Below are 17,090 nucleotides of genomic sequence, written 5' to 3'. Positions count from 1 at the left end.
CATGGCAAAACCGTTGCTCGACATATCAGCCGCGCGCGTTTTCTTCGATGGTATCTTCACCAGCCCGCGCGTCGCGCATCCGGAGGGCGTGGCCGTTCACCGCGATGGCTCGATCTGGTGTGGCACCGAAACCGGCGACCTGCTGCGGCTGGCCGCCGATGGCGGCTCGGTCGAGCGCATGGGCGGCACCGACGGTTTTCTGCTCGGCATCGCTTTCGACAGCGCGGGAAACTGCTTCGCCTGCGATCTCAGGCATGCCGCGATTTTCCGCTGGGATGCCGCGACAGCGCGCATGGAGCACTTCGCGTCGGCCGGCATTCGCGTGCCGAACTATCCGATCGTCGACGAGGCGAGGGGCTGGCTCTTCGTTTCGGACAGCGTTGGCCAGGACAATCGCTCGGGCATCTTCCGCTACGATCTCAAGACGGGCGAGGGCGGCCCGTGGTGCCGGGAGGCGATGTCGTTCGCCAACGGCATGGCGATGGCGCCGGACGGCAACGGCCTCAATGTCGTGGAGAGCGACGCACCCTGCATCAGCTATGTGCCGATCCTTGCTGACGGATCGGCGGGGGCTCGTGAGATCGTCGTCGAGGGCGTGCACAATGTTCCGGACGGAGTGGCCTTTGCGCCTGACGGCTCATTGTTCATCTCATGTTATGAGCCCAGCCGTATTTATCGCTGGCAAAAGGACAAGGGTCTCGAAGTGCTGATCGAGGATCCGGCGGCAACCACGCTGGCGCACCCCACCAACATCGCCTTCAAGGGCGACAAGCTCTATACCGCCAATCTGGGTCGCTGGCATATTACCGAGATCGACTTGAGCCTTCTCCTGCAAGAGAAGTAGCATTTCCCAGAAGGTCAACTGGCCGGGCGGAAGGGTTTTGCCAGCGAGGCCGGGAAGTGCAGGGCCAGCATCTGGCGGTTTCGTGAGATCAGCACCAGCACGATGATGGTCGCGAGATACGGCAGCGCCGACAACAGTTCGGACGGCATGTCCAGCCCCAACGCCTGACCTTGCAGCTGAAGGATCGTCATCCCGCCGAACAGCCACGCGCCAAGCAGGATGCGCAGCGGCCGCCAGGTGGCGAAGACCACCAGCGCAAGCGCGATCCAGCCCTTGCCGGCAGTCATGTTCTCGACCCAGAGCGGCGTATAGGCGACCGACAAATAGGCGCCTGCCAGGCCTGCCATCAACCCACCGAACAGCACGGCCATGTAGCGGATCCTGATCACGGGGTAGCCGATCGCATGCGACGTCTGCGGCGACTCGCCGATCGTGCGCAACACCAGGCCAGCCTTGGTCCGGTAGAGAAACCAGCTGATGGCGACGAACATCAGCAGGGCCAGATAGACCATTGGATCGAAGCGGAACAGTAGCGGACCGATCAGCGGCAGGTCGGACAGAACGGGGATGTCGAGGCGGCGCAATGCCTCGATCGGCTCGCTGCCGAAGCCGCGCCCCAGGAAGGCCGAGACGCCCGAACCGAAGATCGCCAGCGCCAGGCCGGCTGCATACTGGTTGGTCAGGAAGGTCAGCGCCAGAACGCCGAACAGCAGCGAGGCGGCGGCACCCGCCAACGCGCCGGCCAGGATCGCGACAGGCATCGGATAGCCTGCGGTGACGGCCCAGAATGCCAATGCGGCGCCCATCAGCATCATGCCTTCGATGCCGAGATTGAGGACACCCGACTTCTCCACCACGAGTTCGCCGAGCGCGGCGAAGATCAGCGGTGTGGCGGCAATGACGGTGCCGGTGAAGATGGCGATGAACAGGTCCATCAGGCTGTCTCCCGCACGATCGGAAATCCGCTCATCGTGCCGTCTCCAGCGCATGCGTGTCCCGGACGGGTCGCACCAGGCGAACGCGATAGAAGATGAAGAAATCGGTGGCGAGCAGGAAGAACAGCAGGATGCCCTGGAAGATCCGCGTCAGGGCCGAAGGCAGGCCGAGCGTCATCTGCACACCTTCGCCGCCGAGGAAAAGCAGCGACATCAACAGCCCGCCAAGCACGATGCCAAAGGCGTTCAGCCGTCCGACGAAGGCAACGATGATGGCCGCGAAGCCGTAGCCTGGCGAAATCTGAGGCGAGAGCTGCCCGAGCGGCCCGGCGGCTTCCGCCATGCCGGCGATGCCGGCCGCGGCACCTCCCGCCAGCAGTCCGATCCAGACCGCAGCCGATTCGCGAAAGCCGGCATAGCGGGCGGCAAGCGGCGCAGCCCCACTCACCGACATCTTGTAGCCGAGGAAGCTGCGGTCGGTGAACAGCCACATCAGGAGCACGGCGACGACCGTGATGAAGATCGACGGGTTGAGCCGATAGGCGGGGTCAAAAGACTCGAACAGGGCCGCCGTCGGCAGAAGCGCCGTCTGCGGATAGTTGAAGCCGGCCGGATCTCGCCACGGTCCGTGCACGAGATAGGACAGGAACAGCGTCGCGATATAGGTCATCATCAGCGTGACCAGGATCTCGTTGGTGTTCATGCGGGCGCGCAGAAAGGCGGGGATTGCCGCCCAGGCCATGCCGGCGCCCATGCCGGCAATGAACATCAGCGGCAACAGCAGCACGCTTTCGGGGTTCGGCCAGAAAAGCCCCACGCCGCTGGCCGCGATTGCCCCCATGGTGAACTGGCCCTCGGCGCCGATATTCCAGACATTGGCGCGGAAGCCGACCGCCAGCCCGCAAGCGATAAGGATCAGCGGCGAGGCCTTGAGCAGCCATTCGGACAGGCCGTTCATGGAAGAGAGCGGCTCGATGAAGAAGGCATGGAGGGTCGCCAGCGGATCATGTCCGAGGGAGGCGAAAAAAATCGATCCGACGACAACGGTCAACAGGGTCGCCAGTGCCGGCGCGGCGACGCGCATCAGCGAGGAGGGCTCCGGCCTTTGTTCAATCCTGAAGCGCATTGTTGCCACCCCCATTTGCCGATGCGCCGTCGCTCATGCCGCCGCCCGTCATCAGAAGTCCGATCTCCTCGCGATCGGTCGTCTTGCGCTCCAGCGGCGGGGAAACCTTCCCTTGGCAGATGACCAGCAGCCGGTCGCAGATCTCGAACAGCTCGTCGAGTTCCTCGGAGACGACGAGCACCGCCGCGCCGGCGCGGCTGAGATCGACGATGGTCTGCCGGATGAAGGCGCTCGCGCCGACATCGACCCCCCAAGTCGGCTGAGACACCAGGAGGAGCTTCGGCTGGAGCGCGATTTCACGCCCCACGATGAATTTCTGCAGATTACCGCCGGACAGGCTTTGCGCGATCGCCTGCGCCCCGTTGGCCTTGACCTTGAACCTATCGATTATGCCGGCGGCGAACGCCTTGGCCCGGCGCCGGTCGACCAGCCCATTGCGCACCGTGCCGAAACGGTGCGCGGTCAGCACCGCATTCTCCCACAGCGTGTGCGAGGGCACGGCGCCGCGCCCGAGCCGCTCTTCGGGAACGAAGGCAACGCCGAGCTTGCGGCGCTCGTGCGGGCGAAGGCGGGCTGCGCCGGTTCCGCAAATCCGGATGGCGTCGCTGCGCTCATGCGTGCGCTCGCCGCTGAGCAAGGCGATCAGCTCGGCCTGGCCGTTGCCGGAAACCCCGGCCAGGCCGACGATCTCGCCGCCATGCACCTTGAAGGAAACGTCCTTCAGGTCGACGCCGAAATGATCCCGGGCCGTCACCGTAAGCCTGTTGACCTCGAGCACCGGTCTGTCGCTTGGCGTCGGCGGCCCGACATGCATTTCAGGCAGCTTCGAACCCACCATCATGCGGGCAAGCTCCAGCGATGTCGTCTCCTTCGGACGCGCGGTACCGGTGACCTTGCCGTTGCGCAGCACAGTGGCGGTGTCGCAGAGATCCTGGACCTCGTCGAGCTTGTGGCTGATATAGACGATGCTGCAGCCCTCGGCGGCAAGTTGGCGGAGCGTCTCGAACAGCTTCACCACCGCCTGGGGCGTCAGCACCGAGGTCGGCTCGTCGAGGATCAGCAGTTTCGGCGACTGTAGCAGGCAGCGCACGATCTCGACGCGCTGGCGCTCGCCGACCGACAGGTCGTGCACCTGGCGATGCGGGTCGATGGGCATGCCGTAGCGGCGTGACAGATCGCGGATCTTGTCGGCGAGCAAGGGCAGGTCGTACGCGCTGCTGGCCGAGAGCGCTATGTTCTCGACCACCGAAACGGATTCGAACAGCGCGAAATGCTGGTAGACCATTTCGATGCCGAGCGCGCGCGACATCGCCGGGGTGTGCGTGGCGATCGGATTGCCATCGCAAAAGATCTCGCCGGAATCGGCTTGCGTCGCCCCATAGATGATCTTCATCAGAGTGGATTTGCCGGCGCCGTTTTCGCCCAGCACGGCATGGATCTCGCCGGCTTGAATCGAGAGCGACACATCGTCATTGGCGACGACGCCGGGATAACGCTTGCAGATGTTGCGCAGTTCTAGTCGCGGATGCATGGCGGGGTCCTGCCGTGGCGTGAAGCGAGGTTGGACGGGAACCAGGCAAGGAGAAGCCGAAGATATGGACTTGGGCGTCTCCCGGCACTTTTACGGCGATCAGCTCAGCCTGCCGATCATCCCCTTCACGAACCAGTTCATGCCGCGAATGTCGCCATCGGCCAGAACCGAACCAGCGGCAACCTTGACGTTGCCGTCCTGATCCTTCAGCTCCCCGGCGTAGGGATGAAGCTTGCCGCTGCCGATGTCGGCCTCGAGCTGCTTGAGCTTGGCGCGCGCATCGGCGGGGATACCCTCATTGTAGGGGGCCATTTTCACCACGCCGGCCGCCAATCCGTCCCAGCGTACTTCCGGCTTCCAGGTACCGGCGGCCACGGCCTTGGCTGCGCCGACATAGTCGCTGGTCCAATCGAGAACGAAAGAGGTCAGCTGCTTGCCCGAGGCGAATTTCGACATGTCGCTGGCATAGCCGATCGACCAGGCGCCGCCTTCGCCGGCGACCTGCACGCCGGTCGCGGTGTCCGTCATCGAGCAGACCACGTCGCAGCCTTGCGAGATCAGCGTCTTGGCCGCCTCCTTCTCCTTGCCCGGGTCGAACCAGGAATTCAGGAAGATGGTGTTGCAGGTCGCATTTGGGTTGACGCTCTGCGCGCCAAGCAGCAGTGCATTTGCCGGACCGACGATGTCGGGGATCGGAAAGCCGCCGATGAAACCGATCTTGCCCGACTTGGACATGTAGCCGCCCGCCGCGCCGGCAACGAAGGTGCCTTCGTAATATTTGGCCTCGAAGGTTCCCAGATTGGCGAGGTGGACGATGCCCGAGCAGTGTTCGAACGCCACCTTGGGAAAGCGCGGCGCCACCTTCTGCATCGGCGTTCCATGCGAAAAGCTTGTGCCGAAGATCAGCCTGTTACCGGCGCTGGCCAATTCGCGGAAGACACGCTCGGCGTCCTGCGGCATGAAGATGTTGTCGATGACGGTGAGCTCGACCTTGTCGCCGAATTCGGCCTTGATGGCCTCGACGCCGAGGCTGTGCTGCTTGGTCCAGCCGATCTCGGCGACCGGCGAGACGTAGACGGCACCGATCTTTAGCACCTCCTGCGCCTGTGCGCTGGCGCTTAGCCCTCCCGCGCCCAACGCGGCTCCGGCCGCGCCGCTGTATTTCAGGAATTCGCGTCTCGTCAGATTGTTCATGATGGCAGCCCTCTGTTGGTCTTTTTTGTCGATGCCCGGCTTGTCGGTGCCCGGTCTGTTCTGGGGAGATGGAGGTGAAGATGCGTTGCCGTGTCGCCGTCGCCGGATGCATTAGACAACCTTCGCAGCGGCACAGTCTCGCCGTCGGCCTTGCCGTCCAGATAGGGCGCCAGCGCTTCGGCAGGCGTCATCTCTGGAAACACTGCGCGATCCATGATGTAGCCGCGCACCACCGCGCGGTGGTGGGTGTCGATCAGGTCCATGGCCGGTTTCAGCCGGCCCTTCTCCAGCAGGTCGACGACCCGCGAGTGGTCGTCCAGCAGATTGCAATAGTCGAAATCGGCCGAAATGAGGGAGCGCAGCAGCGTCGTGCGGCGCACCAGCTGCGCGTGGATTTCCTGCATGACCTTGTTGCGGCTGAGGCGTACGAACACGGTATGGAACTCTTGGCCAAGCACGTCGGCTAGCGCATCGTTGCCGGCGGCAACAGCCTGGCGCTGGCGCTCGACATGCTGGCGCAGCTCGGCCCAGCCGGCCGGCCCGAGGCGATCGCTGAGCTGTGCTGCGACGCCCTGTTCGACGAGCGTCAACGCGTCGTAGATCTCCATCGCCTCCTGCATGCTCGGCTTGGCGACAAAGGCACCGCGGTTGCGTTCGATCTGGGCCAGCCCGTCATTGGCGAGCCGGATCAGGGCCTGGCGCACCACAATGCGGCTCACGTTGAATATTTCGGAGAGTTCGCGTTCGCCGAGCTTGCAGCCGGGAACGAGGCGATGGTCGATGATGGCGCGGGTCAGCGTATCCGCGATGGTCTGGGAACGGCTGCTCAAGGCATGGTTCTCCGCCATTTCGACGACATGATCAGCAGGCTTTCGTGATGGCGACATGCCCCGTCAGGACACGACATATCCCAAGTTCAGCTTTCCCATATCGGAATTCAATCATCACAATCTGTCAACACAAAAAGGGATTTTGGACGACAAAAAAATGTTGATTGGTATCCAATCTTGTGGTTTCGTCATCTCGAAACGTCGGGCTAGGTTCATGGTGAAGGGCTAGCCGAGCTGGGAGGGAAGCCGATGGCTCCCCATTGCGTTGACCGCGAGCTTCTGAATGATTGGCACATCGTCGCGGATCAGGAATCGCTAAGCCAGGATACACCGTTTGCCACATGCCTGCTTGGAGTCGATCTCTCCGTCCACAAATGTTCAAACAAGATCGAAGTCGTTCGCAGCGACACGGGCGCCACGCTGAAAAGCGCCCAGCGTTATGGCTTCGTCTGGACGTGTCTGGACAAGCCCTCGCGCGACATCATCTATATCCCCGAGGCCAATGAGGCAGACCGGCATCTTGTCAGCGGCGGTTCGATCGCGGTCAAGGTGTCGGGCCTCCGCGCGGTCGAGAATTTTCTCGACATGGGGCATTTTCCCTTCATTCATACCGGCTGGCTCGGCGAGGAGCCGCATACCGAGGTCGCGCCTTACAAGGTTGAGATCACAGCGCAGGACGAACTGCTGGCGACCGAGTGCAAATTCTATCAGCCGGTGGCTTCGCCGACCGCCAAGCAAGGCTTTGTCGTCGACTACATCTACAAGGTGATCCGGCCCTACACGGCGGCTCTCTACAAGAGCAACCCGATCCAGAAGGACCGGCTCGACGTCATTACCCTGTTCGTGCAGCCGGTGGACGAGGAAAACTGCATCGCGCATCCTTACCTCTGCTATCTTAAGGAAGGCATGGAGGCGGCAACGGTGCGCAGCTTTATGCAATTGATCTTCGCCCAGGACAAACCGATCCTGGAGAACCAGGTACCCAAGCGCCTGCCGCTCGATCCGCGTGCCGAGACCCCGATCCGTGCCGATGCCGTGTCGGTTTCCTACCGGCGCTGGTTGCGTGATCGGGCCGTCACCTATGGCGCGATACCGGCACAAGCCTGATGACGTCTGAGGGCATCCAGAGGATAAAACGATGACAAAATGCTCGGATCCCGTGATCCTCAATCTCTGGCATCCGATTGGCGCGATTGCCGAGGCCGTCCCTGGTAACGCCCAGCAGACTGTGCTGCTCGAAGAGCGCATCAGTTTCGAGGTCGGTACGGATGGTTCGCCGATCGTCTGGCGCTCGCGGCCTGATGTGCAACGGGCTGACCAGATTACGGCCGCCGACAGGCTGCCCGCGAAAAGCGCCTATGGCTATGTCTGGACCTCGTTGGGCTCGCCGCCTGCCGAGCTCTTCCCAATCCCTGAGTATGCCGAGCCCGACCGTCGCCGGCTCAACGCTGCGACCTTTGGCGTGAATGTCTCGGCGCCGCGCGCCATCGAGAACTTCCTCGATATGGGGCATTTCCCTTTCGTGCATACCGACATTCTCGGCGCCGAACCGCACACCGAGGTCAAGGAATACGATGTCGAGATATCGGTCGACCGCGACGAGATTCTCGCCACGCGTTGCCGCTTCTTCCAGCCGATGGCTTCGACCGCTTCCGATGGCGGCGCAGACGTGGATTACGTCTATCGCGTGCCGCACCCCTATTGCTCCGTGCTCTATAAATCGAGCCCGGTCGACGAGGCACGGCGCGACGTCATCGCCATCTTCCTGCAGCCGGTCGACCAGGAGCACGTGCGCGCTCACATGCTGCTTTGCGTGCTCGACGAAGACAATGAAGACAAGGTGATCAAGCGCTTTCAGCAGACGATCTTCGGCCAGGACAAGCCGATCCTGGAAAACCAGGTGCCCAAACGCCTGCCGCTCGACCCACGCGCCGAAACGCCCATCCGGGCCGACAAGTCGGCCATCGCCTACCGGCGCTGGCTCAGCCAGAAGGGCGTGACCTACGGTGTCATTCCGGTTGCGGCCTGACGAGATTCTTGGAGACGATTGATGTTGGAAGAAGCCAGAAGCCAGTGGCATCCGATCGCCGCTTCCCATGATTTGCCGTACCGCCACGTTTTCCATGGTCAATTGCTCGGCCGGGAATTCGCCGTCTGGCGTGCCGATGACGGCTACGTCAACATCTGGGAAAACCGCTGCCTGCATCGCGGCGTCCGGCTGTCGATCGGCATCAATGACGGGCGCGAGCTGAAGTGCCAGTATCACGGCTGGCGTTATTCGAACCGCACCGCCGGCTGCACCTACATTCCCGCGCATCCTGCCGACGCGCCGGCCCGCACCATCACCAACCGCACCTTCCCGGCGGTCGAGCGCTACGGTCTTGTCTGGTCGTCCGAGGAGCCTCGCGGCGAGGTGCCGGATGTTGCCGCGCTGACCGAAGGCAAGCTGCTCGCCTTGCGCGGAATTTCGGTCAACGCGCCGGCCGACAAGGTCGTCGAAAGGCTGAAAGCCTATCGCTTTCAGCCCAACGCAGCGCTCGAAGGCGAGGGCGCGGAAACCATCATCGAGGCCGCGCAAGATCTTGCCGTGGCGCTGCACTCGCGCGATAGTGGTGCCGAGACGCGCGGCGTGTTCTTCGTGCAGCCGGTTGATTCAAACCGTTCGGTGATCCGTGGCGTGCTCGATCAGGAGGTCGAAGCAGCCGCGCGCATCGCCATCCTGCGCCACCACAATGAGCGGCTTTCCAAGCTGCGCGATGAGGCTGAGCGGGAGGCGGCAAGTGCACCTTCGCCTGCGCCGATCGAACCGGTCTACGAAAGGCTGTCGGCCGAACTCTCCGAAATGCCCGAGGTGACCGCGCATGGCCGCAAGGCGGCGCTGCGCGTCGGCGTGGCGAGGAAATGGCAGGCGGCCGACGGTATTGCCGCATTCGAGCTTCGCCCGGTCAAGGGACTGCTGCCCACCTTCCAGCCCGGCGCGCATATCGACGTCCATATGCCGAACGGCGAGATCAGGCAGTATTCGATCACCAACGGCCCCGGCGAGACCGACAGCTTTGTCATCGGCGTCAAGCTGGAGCGCGATTCCAAGGGCGGTTCGAAATGCATGCACGAGACCGTGCGCGAGGGGGACGTGCTGGCGATTTCCGAGCCGCGCAACAATTTCCCGCTGCGCCGTGACGCGATCAAGACGCTGTTCGTCGCCGGCGGCATCGGCATCACCCCGCTGTTGGCCATGGCCCAGGCATTGAAGAACCAGGAGCTGACGCACGAGCTTCACTATTTCGCGCAAGGCGAAGAGCACCTCGCTTTCGCGGATCGGCTGAAGCATCTCGGCGATGCGCTGAAGCCGCATCTCGGGCTGTCGCCGGACGCGACCGGCGCCGAGCTTCGGGGGATTCTCGCCGGTTACCTGAACGGCATGCATCTCTATATCTGCGGTCCCGGACCGATGCTGGAAGCCGCGCGTCAGATTGCCGCCGAGCAGGGCTGGCCGGATACCGCCATCCATTTCGAATATTTCAAGAACACCAACAAGATCGACGACAGTTCGAGCTTCGAAGTAGCGCTGGCGCGCTCCTGCGTCACGCTGCAGGTGCCGGCCGGCAAGACGATCATGCAGGTGATGCGCGAGAATGGCATCGATGTTCCGTCGTCCTGCGAGCAGGGCGCATGCGGCACCTGCGTCGCCACCGTGATCGAAGGCGAGCCGGACCATCAGGACGTCTACCTCAACGATGCCGAGCGCAAGGCCGGAACCAAGATCATGACCTGTGTCTCGCGCGCCAAATCGGCACGCCTCGTGCTGGACATCTAGGAGCAGCCGATGATCACGCTTTACGATTACGAACTGTCGGGCAATTGCTACAAGCTGCGGCTGCTGATGAGTTTTCTCGGCATTGACTACAAGACCGTGCCGGTCGACTTCTACCCCGGCCGCGAGCACAAGTCGGAATGGTTCCTGAAGCTCAATCCGCTCGGCCAACTGCCGGTCATCGATGATGACGGGCTGATCCTGCGAGACGCCCAGGCGATCCTGGTCTACCTCGCGTCGAAATACGATCCGTCGGGCACATGGTATCCCCGGAACAGCCCGGCCCTGCTCGGCGAGATCAGCCAGTGGCTGGCCTTCGCCGACGGCATCACTTCGACTGCGTCGGTCGCCCGCCTGCACGACGCGCTATTCTACGATTTCGACATCGATGCCGCGCGCGCCGGCGCGCATCGGCTGTTCCGTATCCTCGACGAGCATCTGTGGTTCGGCGAGCAGCAGGGCCGCGGCTGGATCTGCTCGGCCGATCATCCGACCATCGCCGATCTTGCCTGCTTTCCCTATATCATGCTGTCGGAGGAAGGCGGCATTGGGCGCCAGGACTATCCGGCGATCCGGCGCTGGTGCGATCGCGTCAAGCGCATCAAAGGCTTTACCGTGATGTCGGGCGTGTTCCCGGCAGGGCCGGCCAAGGCCGCATGATTTCTAGCGCAACGCCGGGCGATCGATCGTCCCGGCAAGCAAGTTTGGAGAGAGAAAACCCGGCGCCGGCCAGGAGATCTCGACCCGGCCGTTCCAGCTGGTCACCGGGCGGACCTGGATGGGCACCGCCTTCGGCGGCGCGCGCGGCCGCACCGACGTGCCCAGGATCGTCGACTGGTACATGGACGGCAAGATCGAGATCGACCCGATGATCACCCACACGCTCAAGCTCGAGGACATCAACAAGGGTTTCGACCTCATGCACGAGGGCAAGTCGATCAGGAGTGTCGTGGTTTATTGAGAAAGCCACACGCCGCCGGCCCGAGGACATCCCACTTGGACCGACAGGAGGTCCTGTCTGCTTGAGTAGGCGGGGCCACAGAAACGCCCGGACTTTTCGCTACCTCCAGCCTCCCGGCCAGGTCGGCGTGTTCCCAAAGTCCGGCGTCGACCGGCAGCGTGGCCGAGGTGCACCTCGGTCACGCTGCCGGTGCTGTTTGCAAGGCTGAAGGTTGCGGGTGCGGCGGCCGGCAGTTATGTCGGACCGAAGGTCATGACGAAAAGGCAGAGTTGATGAAAGTCGTTTCCACGTCCAAGTCGCATGGCGGCGTCCAGGGTGTTTACTCGCACGCTTCAGAGGTCTGCGCCTGCGACATGACCTTTGCCGTCTTCGTGCCGCCGCAGGCCAAGGATGGGCCGGTGCCGGTGCTGTGGTATCTTTCGGGTCTCACCTGCACCCATGCCAATGTCATGGACAAGGGCGAGTACCGGCGCCTGGCGGCCGAGCTTGGTCTCATCGTGGTCTGCCCCGACACCAGCCCGCGCGGTGCCGATGTGCCGGACGAGAAGGACAATTGGCAGTTCGGCTGCGGCGCCGGTTTCTATGTCGACGCGACGCAGCAGCCTTACGCCAGGAACTACCGTATGTATTCCTACGTCCTCGACGAGCTGCCGGGATTAATCGCCGCGAACTTTCCTGCCGACACGGCGCGCCAGGGCATATCGGGTCATTCGATGGGCGGACACGGCGCGTTGACGATCGCGCTGAAGAACCCCGGCCGCTTCAGGAGTTGCTCGGCCTTCGCGCCGATCGTTCAGCCGACGACCGCTGGCTGGTCGCGGCCTGCGCTCGAGAAATATCTCGGCGCCGACGACAGGGACTGGCGCGCCTATGACGCCACGCTGCTTATCGAGGACGGCCGCCGTTTTGGCGAGTTCCTGGTTGATCAGGGCACGGCCGATGGGTTCCATGACGAAGGCCTCCGTCCGTGGCTGCTCGACGAAGCCTGCAAGAAGGCCGGCATCGACCTCACCTTGCGCATGCAGGAAGGCTACGATCATTCCTACAACTTCATCTCGACCTTCATGGACGATCACCTGAAGTGGCACGCCGCGCGGCTAGGCTGAAGAACCGCCGGGCATTATCAGCGGTAGGGCTTCGGCTCGCCGCCTTTGAAGAACGTCCAGAAGCTTTCATAGATCAGGTCGGGACGGTGCTCGGCCGGGTAGTGGCCCGTCGGAATGGCCCAGCCTCTAAGGTCCGGCGCCCAGGGGGCCCATGCCTCGATAGGCGTGAGATGGCGTCCGACATGACTGTTGCTGCCCCAGATCACCATGACCGGGCATCCGATCTTCTTCTTGCCGAAATCGGCTGTGTCCATGGCGAGGTCGAGTGTCACGGTCGCCCGGTAGTCCTCGCACACCGCGTGGATCTGCTCAGGCGTCGTGCAGCGGGCATATTCCTTGAAGGCTTCCGGCGTGAATATCTCCAGCCCAACGCCCTTCTTGTTGAGCTTGTACTGGATGTAGTAATCGAGGTCTGCGCAAATCAGCTTTTCCGGGAACGGCGCCTTCTGCGCCATGAAGAACCAGTGATAGCTTTCCAGCCCCCAACCTAGGGTGACGTTGGTGAGAAGATGGTAGGTCGGGATGATATCGAGCGCGCAGAAGCGCGTGATCCTGTCAGGCCGATCGAGCGCCATACGGAAGCCGACGCGGGCGCCGCGGTCATGGCCGGCAAGCGCGAATTTTTCAAAGCCGAGTTCGCTCATCACGTCGAAGGCGTCTTCGCCCATGGCGCGGAAACTGTACGCGGCATGGTCAGGGCCGCCGTCGGGCTTCGAACTGTCGCCGTAGCCGCGCAGGTCGATGGCAACCACCGTGAAGGATTTCGCCAGCGAAGGCGCGATCCGGTGCCAACTGACATGCGTCAACGGATTGCCGTGGACCAGCAGCAATGCCGGGCCTGAGCCCGCGATCGCGACATTGATCTCGGCTCCCCTGGTCTTGATCCTCCTGTAGGAAAATCCCTCCATCAGGCCCCGATGCTCCTTCTCCAGGGGGGGCATGAGGGATGCGGCGGCGACGTCCGAGGTGTTTTGACTGGCCATAAGGTTCTCCCGAGCTCTGTCCCCTAAACCTCGCCTTCAAATTGAATACTGTCAACAATTTTCAGTTGACTTTTTTTCGATGCAGCGCAACATCGCACCAGGTCGCCAAGCAAGGCTTGCGCGGCCACTATCGGGTGGCCTTGCCACCGCCGAGCCGAAGGGGGCGTGTCCATGCCAGATTCAGATAAGTCCTCGCCCAAAGCCGCTTCGCCGCTGCCTTGCCTGGCCCTCTTGCCTGGCGATATGACGGGCATCGGCCCGGAACTCGTTGCGCGCGTGCTGTCGGATGGCCGGCTTTCCGATGCTGCGCGCATTGTCGTTCTCGGCGACCGGCGTGTCCTGGAGATGGGCGCCCGCGATGCCGGCGTGTCTCTCTCCATCAAGACCGTGCCGGAGGTCGCCTCGATCGACTGGAGCGCAGCTCAGACGCCTGTCATCGACCTCGGCAACATCGATCCCGCGGCCTTGCCGCGCGGTGTGGTTTCCGCCGAGTCCGGAAAGCTGACCGGAGACACGTTGGCCGCCGCCGTGCGGCTGGCGATGAAGGGCGAAGTGGACGGCATCACCTTCGCACCGCTGAACAAGGCGGCGCTTCATGCCGGCGGCTGGAAATTTCCGGACGAGCACAAGATGTTTGCCCATTTGCTGGAACACAAAGGATATTTCTCCGAGATGAACGTGCTCGACGGCCAATGGATGTCGCGCGTCACCTCGCACGTTTCCATGCGCACGGCTCTCGACCAGATCACCCATGACAGCATCATCGAGGCAATCCAACTCGTTGACCGCACCATGCGCCGCGCCGGCATGAAGAAGCCGCGTATCGCCGTCGCGGCCCTCAACCCGCATGCCGGCGAGAACGGGCTGTTCGGACGCGAGGAGATCGATCTGATCGGTCCGGCGGTCAAGGCCGCCGCGGCAACGGGCATCGATTGCAGCGGGCCTTTCCCCGCCGACACCATCTACATCAAGGCTTTCGCCGGCGAATATGACAGTGTGGTCGCGATGTACCATGATCAGGGGCAGATCGCGACCAAGCTGCGCGGCTTCAATCGCGGCGTGACTGTCACGGCCGGCCTCGAAACCGTCTTCACCACGCCGGCGCACGGAACCGCCTTCGACATCGTCGGCAAAGGCGTCGCCTCGACAGGTGCGCTGGAGAGTGCGGTTCGACTTGCGGCCCAGCTTGCGCGCCGCAAAAACGCGGAACGCCAGGCTGCAGCCTGACCGATGTCGGCCAACTGGCCCTGAAACCAACTGGAAGCCAAATGACGAAATCCAACAGTTTCCGCATCGCGGTCATCCCCGGCGATGGCATCGGCAAGGAGGTCGTGCCCGAGGGCGTACGCGTCCTGGAAAAGGTCGCTTCGCGCTTCGGCATCGGCCTGTCATTCGACTGGTTCGATTTCGCCTCCTACGATTATTACGCCCGTCACGGCCGGATGCTGCCCGAGGACTGGAAGGCAAGGATCGGATCGCATGACGCGATCTTCTTTGGCGCCGTCGGCTGGCCTGCCGGCGTGCCCGACCACGTCTCGCTGTGGGGGTCGCTTCTCCAGTTCAGGCGCGAGTTCGATCAATATGTCAACCTGCGGCCGGTGCGCCTGATGCCGGGTGTGCCGAGCCCGCTCGCCGGGCGCGGCCCAGGCGATATCGATTTCTGGGTGGTGCGCGAAAACACCGAAGGCGAGTATTCTTCGATAGGCGGCCGCATCTTCCCGGGCACCGAGCGCGAAGTGGTGGTGCAGGAAACAGTCATGACGCGCATTGGCGTCGATCGTGTGCTGAGGTTCGCGTTCGAGCTTGCCGCCAAGGGCAAGCGCAAACACCTGACCTCGGCGACCAAGTCGAACGGCATCTCGATCAGCATGCCCTATTGGGACGAGCGCGTGGAGGAAATGGCCAAGGCTTTTCCCGATGTGCGCTGGGACAAATACCACATCGATATCCTGACGGCCCAGTTCGTGCTTCATCCCGACTGGTTCGACGTCGTCGTCGCCTCCAACCTTTTCGGCGACATTCTGTCCGATCTCGGCCCGGCCTGCACGGGAACGATCGGCATCGCACCCAGCGCCAATATCAATCCCGACCGTAATTTTCCGTCCCTGTTCGAGCCGGTTCACGGCTCGGCGCCGGATATTGCGGGGCAGGGGATTGCAAATCCCGTCGGGCAGATCTGGTCGGCCGCGATGATGCTCGACCATCTCGGGCAGGCTGAGGCGGCCGCCGGGATCGTTTCGGCGATCGAGACCATTCTCGCCGAGCCTTCGCTGCGTACGCGCGACCTTGGCGGCGCCGCAAACACCGTTGAGTGTGGCAAGGCGATCGCCGCGGCACTTTGACCTTCAGGTCGTCGGCACCAGGGCAGAGAGGGTGTTTGCATCGGCGAGATTGACCGCCGTGGCGGCATGAAACCCGTTCAGCCCACGGGGGTTGCGGCGCGGGCGATGGCGGCGGCGTCTTCGAGCGTCTCTATCTCCCAGCACAGATCCCGCAGGCGCGCCGTTGCCGTAGCGCCCAGAACCGGTTCGGCAAGCCCGCCGAACTTTGCGTTCAGATCGTCGTCGGTCATCGGCCGCGCCAGGCTGCCGATCGCATGCTCGACATGTTTCCTCAGGACGCGGCCGTCCTTGAGCCTGATCGTCACGTGACATTCGTCTTCGGCGACGCTTTGCGATGCCGCTGCACTCACGCGGTCGCGCAGCGCAATCACCTCCGGGTCGCGCACGCTCGCATCGCTGTATTCCTCCTCGCCGGCGCGTCCTTCGATGATGGCCACCGCTGCCGAATGGTAGACGCTGAACTTGCCTTCGAGACCGACTGTCGGCGTCTTCTTGCCGGTCAGCTCGAGCACCAGCGGATCGACTTCCAACTCAATGCCTTCGATCTGCGCGGCCGTCAGTCCGAACTCGTTGCGCAATTGCACACAGCCGTCGATGATCGGGTGGATGACGATGCCGCAGGCAAACGGCTTATAGGTGTTCAGCGCGATCTCGAAGCTCTCGCCCAGACCTTTGGTGATCTCGTCGAAATTGCGTTCGGTCGACATGACGTGGGCGAAACCGCGCGGGGCCTCGAGCACGCGATTTGACGAGGTGAAATCGCGTTGCGCCATAAAGGCGGAGAGCAGTCCGTTTTGCGCCGCGCGGCCCGGATGGAAGCTCTTGCACATGGTGCCGAACATCTCGCGGAAACCCGAAGACTGCGTTCCGGCTATGCCGAGCGCCCAGATCATCTGCTGTTCGGTGAGGCCAAGCAGCCGCCCCGCTGCGGCGGCGGCGCCAAAGACGCCGGCCGTTCCGGTGATGTGCCAGCCGATGTCGTAATGCGCGGGGTAGACCGCATTGCCGATGCGGCATTCGACCTCGACGCCGAGGATGAAGGCATGCAGCAGATCACGGCCGCTTACCGGCCGCAGTTGCGCAAGGCTCAGGATCGCGGAGGCGACCGGCCCGGCGGGATGGATGATGGTGCGCAGATGCGTATCGTCGAAATCGAAAACATGGCTGGCGATGCCGTTGAGAAGCGCGGCGTTGAGTGCGTCCAATCGTTCGTCGCGGCCCAATATGGCAGCCTGATCCTTGCCGGCAAACGGCGACACAGCCGCGAGCGCAATATCGACGCTCGCATGTTGCGAGCCACCTACCGCACAGCCTGTCCAGTTGAGGAAGGAGCGTACCGCTTCGCGCCGGACATTACCGGGCACGCTGTCTGCGGATGCCGACACGACATAGCGGGCCAGCGTGGCGGTGACGTCAATCATTTG

Annotated in this window: 15 protein-coding genes and 1 pseudogene; 9 read left to right on the top strand and 7 right to left on the bottom strand. The window is 63.1% G+C overall.

Going from position 1 to position 17,090, the window contains the following annotated elements:
• Position 1 precedes the first annotated feature (1 nt).
• Complete coding sequence (locus LB533_RS06945; protein ID WP_140638408.1) at positions 2-844, top strand: SMP-30/gluconolactonase/LRE family protein; 843 nt, start codon at positions 2-4, stop codon at positions 842-844.
• Positions 845-858: 14 nt separating this feature from the next.
• Here LB533_RS06945 and LB533_RS06940 read toward each other — a convergent pair whose 3' ends face one another.
• From LB533_RS06940 to LB533_RS06920, 5 genes are all read right to left on the bottom strand, one after another.
• Complete coding sequence (locus LB533_RS06940) at positions 859-1,779, bottom strand: ABC transporter permease (protein ID WP_140638409.1); 921 nt, start codon at positions 1,777-1,779, stop codon at positions 859-861.
• A 31-nt stretch (positions 1,780-1,810) separates the two neighbouring features.
• Entirely contained in the window at positions 1,811-2,905 is a 1,095-nt protein-coding gene (locus LB533_RS06935; protein ID WP_140638410.1) for an ABC transporter permease, read from the bottom strand.
• Positions 2,889-4,436, bottom strand: a complete 1,548-nt coding sequence (locus LB533_RS06930) for an ABC transporter ATP-binding protein (protein ID WP_140638411.1) — start codon at positions 4,434-4,436, stop codon at positions 2,889-2,891. Before LB533_RS06930 ends, LB533_RS06935 begins: the two co-directional genes overlap by 17 nt.
• A 99-nt stretch (positions 4,437-4,535) precedes the next feature.
• On the bottom strand, positions 4,536-5,630 hold the full coding sequence (locus LB533_RS06925; RefSeq protein ID WP_224557464.1) for a BMP family ABC transporter substrate-binding protein: 1,095 nt from the start codon (positions 5,628-5,630) through the stop codon (positions 4,536-4,538).
• Positions 5,627-6,460 carry a GntR family transcriptional regulator gene (locus LB533_RS06920; RefSeq protein ID WP_224676950.1) on the bottom strand — a complete coding sequence of 278 codons (834 nt, stop codon included), beginning with the start codon at positions 6,458-6,460 and terminating at the stop codon, positions 5,627-5,629. The genes LB533_RS06925 and LB533_RS06920 overlap by 4 nt, the downstream gene beginning before the upstream one ends.
• Before the next feature lie 249 nt (positions 6,461-6,709).
• Here LB533_RS06920 and LB533_RS06915 point away from each other — a divergent pair, with 249 nt between their 5' ends.
• From LB533_RS06915 to fghA, 6 genes and pseudogenes are all read left to right on the top strand, one after another.
• Positions 6,710-7,567 carry an aromatic ring-hydroxylating oxygenase subunit alpha gene (locus tag LB533_RS06915; RefSeq protein ID WP_224676949.1) on the top strand — a complete coding sequence of 286 codons (858 nt, stop codon included), beginning with the start codon at positions 6,710-6,712 and terminating at the stop codon, positions 7,565-7,567.
• A 31-nt stretch (positions 7,568-7,598) separates the two neighbouring features.
• Positions 7,599-8,489, top strand: a complete 891-nt coding sequence (locus LB533_RS06910; RefSeq protein WP_224676948.1) for an aromatic ring-hydroxylating oxygenase subunit alpha — start codon at positions 7,599-7,601, stop codon at positions 8,487-8,489.
• Between the two features lie 21 nt (positions 8,490-8,510).
• Entirely contained in the window at positions 8,511-10,277 is a 1,767-nt protein-coding gene (locus LB533_RS06905) for a Rieske 2Fe-2S domain-containing protein (RefSeq protein WP_224676947.1), read from the top strand.
• Between the two features lie 9 nt (positions 10,278-10,286).
• Positions 10,287-10,934, top strand: a complete 648-nt coding sequence (locus LB533_RS06900; protein ID WP_224676946.1) for a glutathione S-transferase family protein — start codon at positions 10,287-10,289, stop codon at positions 10,932-10,934.
• A 61-nt stretch (positions 10,935-10,995) separates the two neighbouring features.
• Positions 10,996-11,235 (top strand): annotated as a pseudogene (locus LB533_RS06895) (S-(hydroxymethyl)glutathione dehydrogenase); the annotation flags it as partial.
• 272 nt (positions 11,236-11,507) lie between these two features.
• Positions 11,508-12,341 carry an S-formylglutathione hydrolase gene (gene fghA, locus LB533_RS06890; protein ID WP_224676945.1) on the top strand — a complete coding sequence of 278 codons (834 nt, stop codon included), beginning with the start codon at positions 11,508-11,510 and terminating at the stop codon, positions 12,339-12,341.
• A 17-nt stretch (positions 12,342-12,358) separates the two neighbouring features.
• Here fghA and LB533_RS06885 read toward each other — a convergent pair whose 3' ends face one another.
• Positions 12,359-13,324, bottom strand: a complete 966-nt coding sequence (locus LB533_RS06885; protein ID WP_224556920.1) for an alpha/beta fold hydrolase — start codon at positions 13,322-13,324, stop codon at positions 12,359-12,361.
• Between the two features lie 171 nt (positions 13,325-13,495).
• Here LB533_RS06885 and LB533_RS06880 point away from each other — a divergent pair, with 171 nt between their 5' ends.
• Positions 13,496-14,551, top strand: coding sequence for a PdxA family protein (locus tag LB533_RS06880; protein WP_224676944.1), 1,056 nt, complete (start codon positions 13,496-13,498; stop codon positions 14,549-14,551).
• Positions 14,552-14,592: 41 nt separating this feature from the next.
• Complete coding sequence (locus LB533_RS06875; protein WP_224659368.1) at positions 14,593-15,666, top strand: tartrate dehydrogenase; 1,074 nt, start codon at positions 14,593-14,595, stop codon at positions 15,664-15,666.
• 77 nt (positions 15,667-15,743) lie between these two features.
• Here LB533_RS06875 and LB533_RS06870 read toward each other — a convergent pair whose 3' ends face one another.
• Positions 15,744-17,087, bottom strand: coding sequence for an MmgE/PrpD family protein (locus LB533_RS06870; protein WP_140638421.1), 1,344 nt, complete (start codon positions 17,085-17,087; stop codon positions 15,744-15,746).
• Between the last annotated feature and the right edge of the window lie 3 nt (positions 17,088-17,090).

Source organism: Mesorhizobium sp. BR1-1-13, assembly GCF_020165515.1.
GTDB lineage: Bacteria > Pseudomonadota > Alphaproteobacteria > Rhizobiales > Rhizobiaceae > Mesorhizobium.
This window is presented reverse-complemented; position numbering and strand designations above follow the sequence as displayed.

Bases quoted from the DNA above. Each gene is read 5' to 3' on its own strand.
- LB533_RS06945 (WP_140638408.1), top strand. From the start codon at position 2: ATGGCAAAACCGTTGCTCGACATATCAGCCGCGCGCGTTTTCTTCGAT.
- LB533_RS06940 (WP_140638409.1), bottom strand. From the start codon at position 1,779: ATGGACCTGTTCATCGCCATCTTCACCGGCACCGTCATTGCCGCCACA.
- LB533_RS06935 (WP_140638410.1), bottom strand. From the start codon at position 2,905: ATGCGCTTCAGGATTGAACAAAGGCCGGAGCCCTCCTCGCTGATGCGC.
- LB533_RS06930 (WP_140638411.1), bottom strand. From the start codon at position 4,436: ATGCATCCGCGACTAGAACTGCGCAACATCTGCAAGCGTTATCCCGGC.
- LB533_RS06925 (WP_224557464.1), bottom strand. From the start codon at position 5,630: ATGAACAATCTGACGAGACGCGAATTCCTGAAATACAGCGGCGCGGCC.
- LB533_RS06915 (WP_224676949.1), top strand. From the start codon at position 6,710: ATGGCTCCCCATTGCGTTGACCGCGAGCTTCTGAATGATTGGCACATC.
- LB533_RS06910 (WP_224676948.1), top strand. From the start codon at position 7,599: ATGACAAAATGCTCGGATCCCGTGATCCTCAATCTCTGGCATCCGATT.
- LB533_RS06905 (WP_224676947.1), top strand. From the start codon at position 8,511: ATGTTGGAAGAAGCCAGAAGCCAGTGGCATCCGATCGCCGCTTCCCAT.
- LB533_RS06900 (WP_224676946.1), top strand. From the start codon at position 10,287: ATGATCACGCTTTACGATTACGAACTGTCGGGCAATTGCTACAAGCTG.
- fghA (WP_224676945.1), top strand. From the start codon at position 11,508: ATGAAAGTCGTTTCCACGTCCAAGTCGCATGGCGGCGTCCAGGGTGTT.
- LB533_RS06885 (WP_224556920.1), bottom strand. From the start codon at position 13,324: ATGGCCAGTCAAAACACCTCGGACGTCGCCGCCGCATCCCTCATGCCC.
- LB533_RS06880 (WP_224676944.1), top strand. From the start codon at position 13,496: ATGCCAGATTCAGATAAGTCCTCGCCCAAAGCCGCTTCGCCGCTGCCT.
- LB533_RS06875 (WP_224659368.1), top strand. From the start codon at position 14,593: ATGACGAAATCCAACAGTTTCCGCATCGCGGTCATCCCCGGCGATGGC.
- LB533_RS06870 (WP_140638421.1), bottom strand. From the start codon at position 17,087: ATGATTGACGTCACCGCCACGCTGGCCCGCTATGTCGTGTCGGCATCC.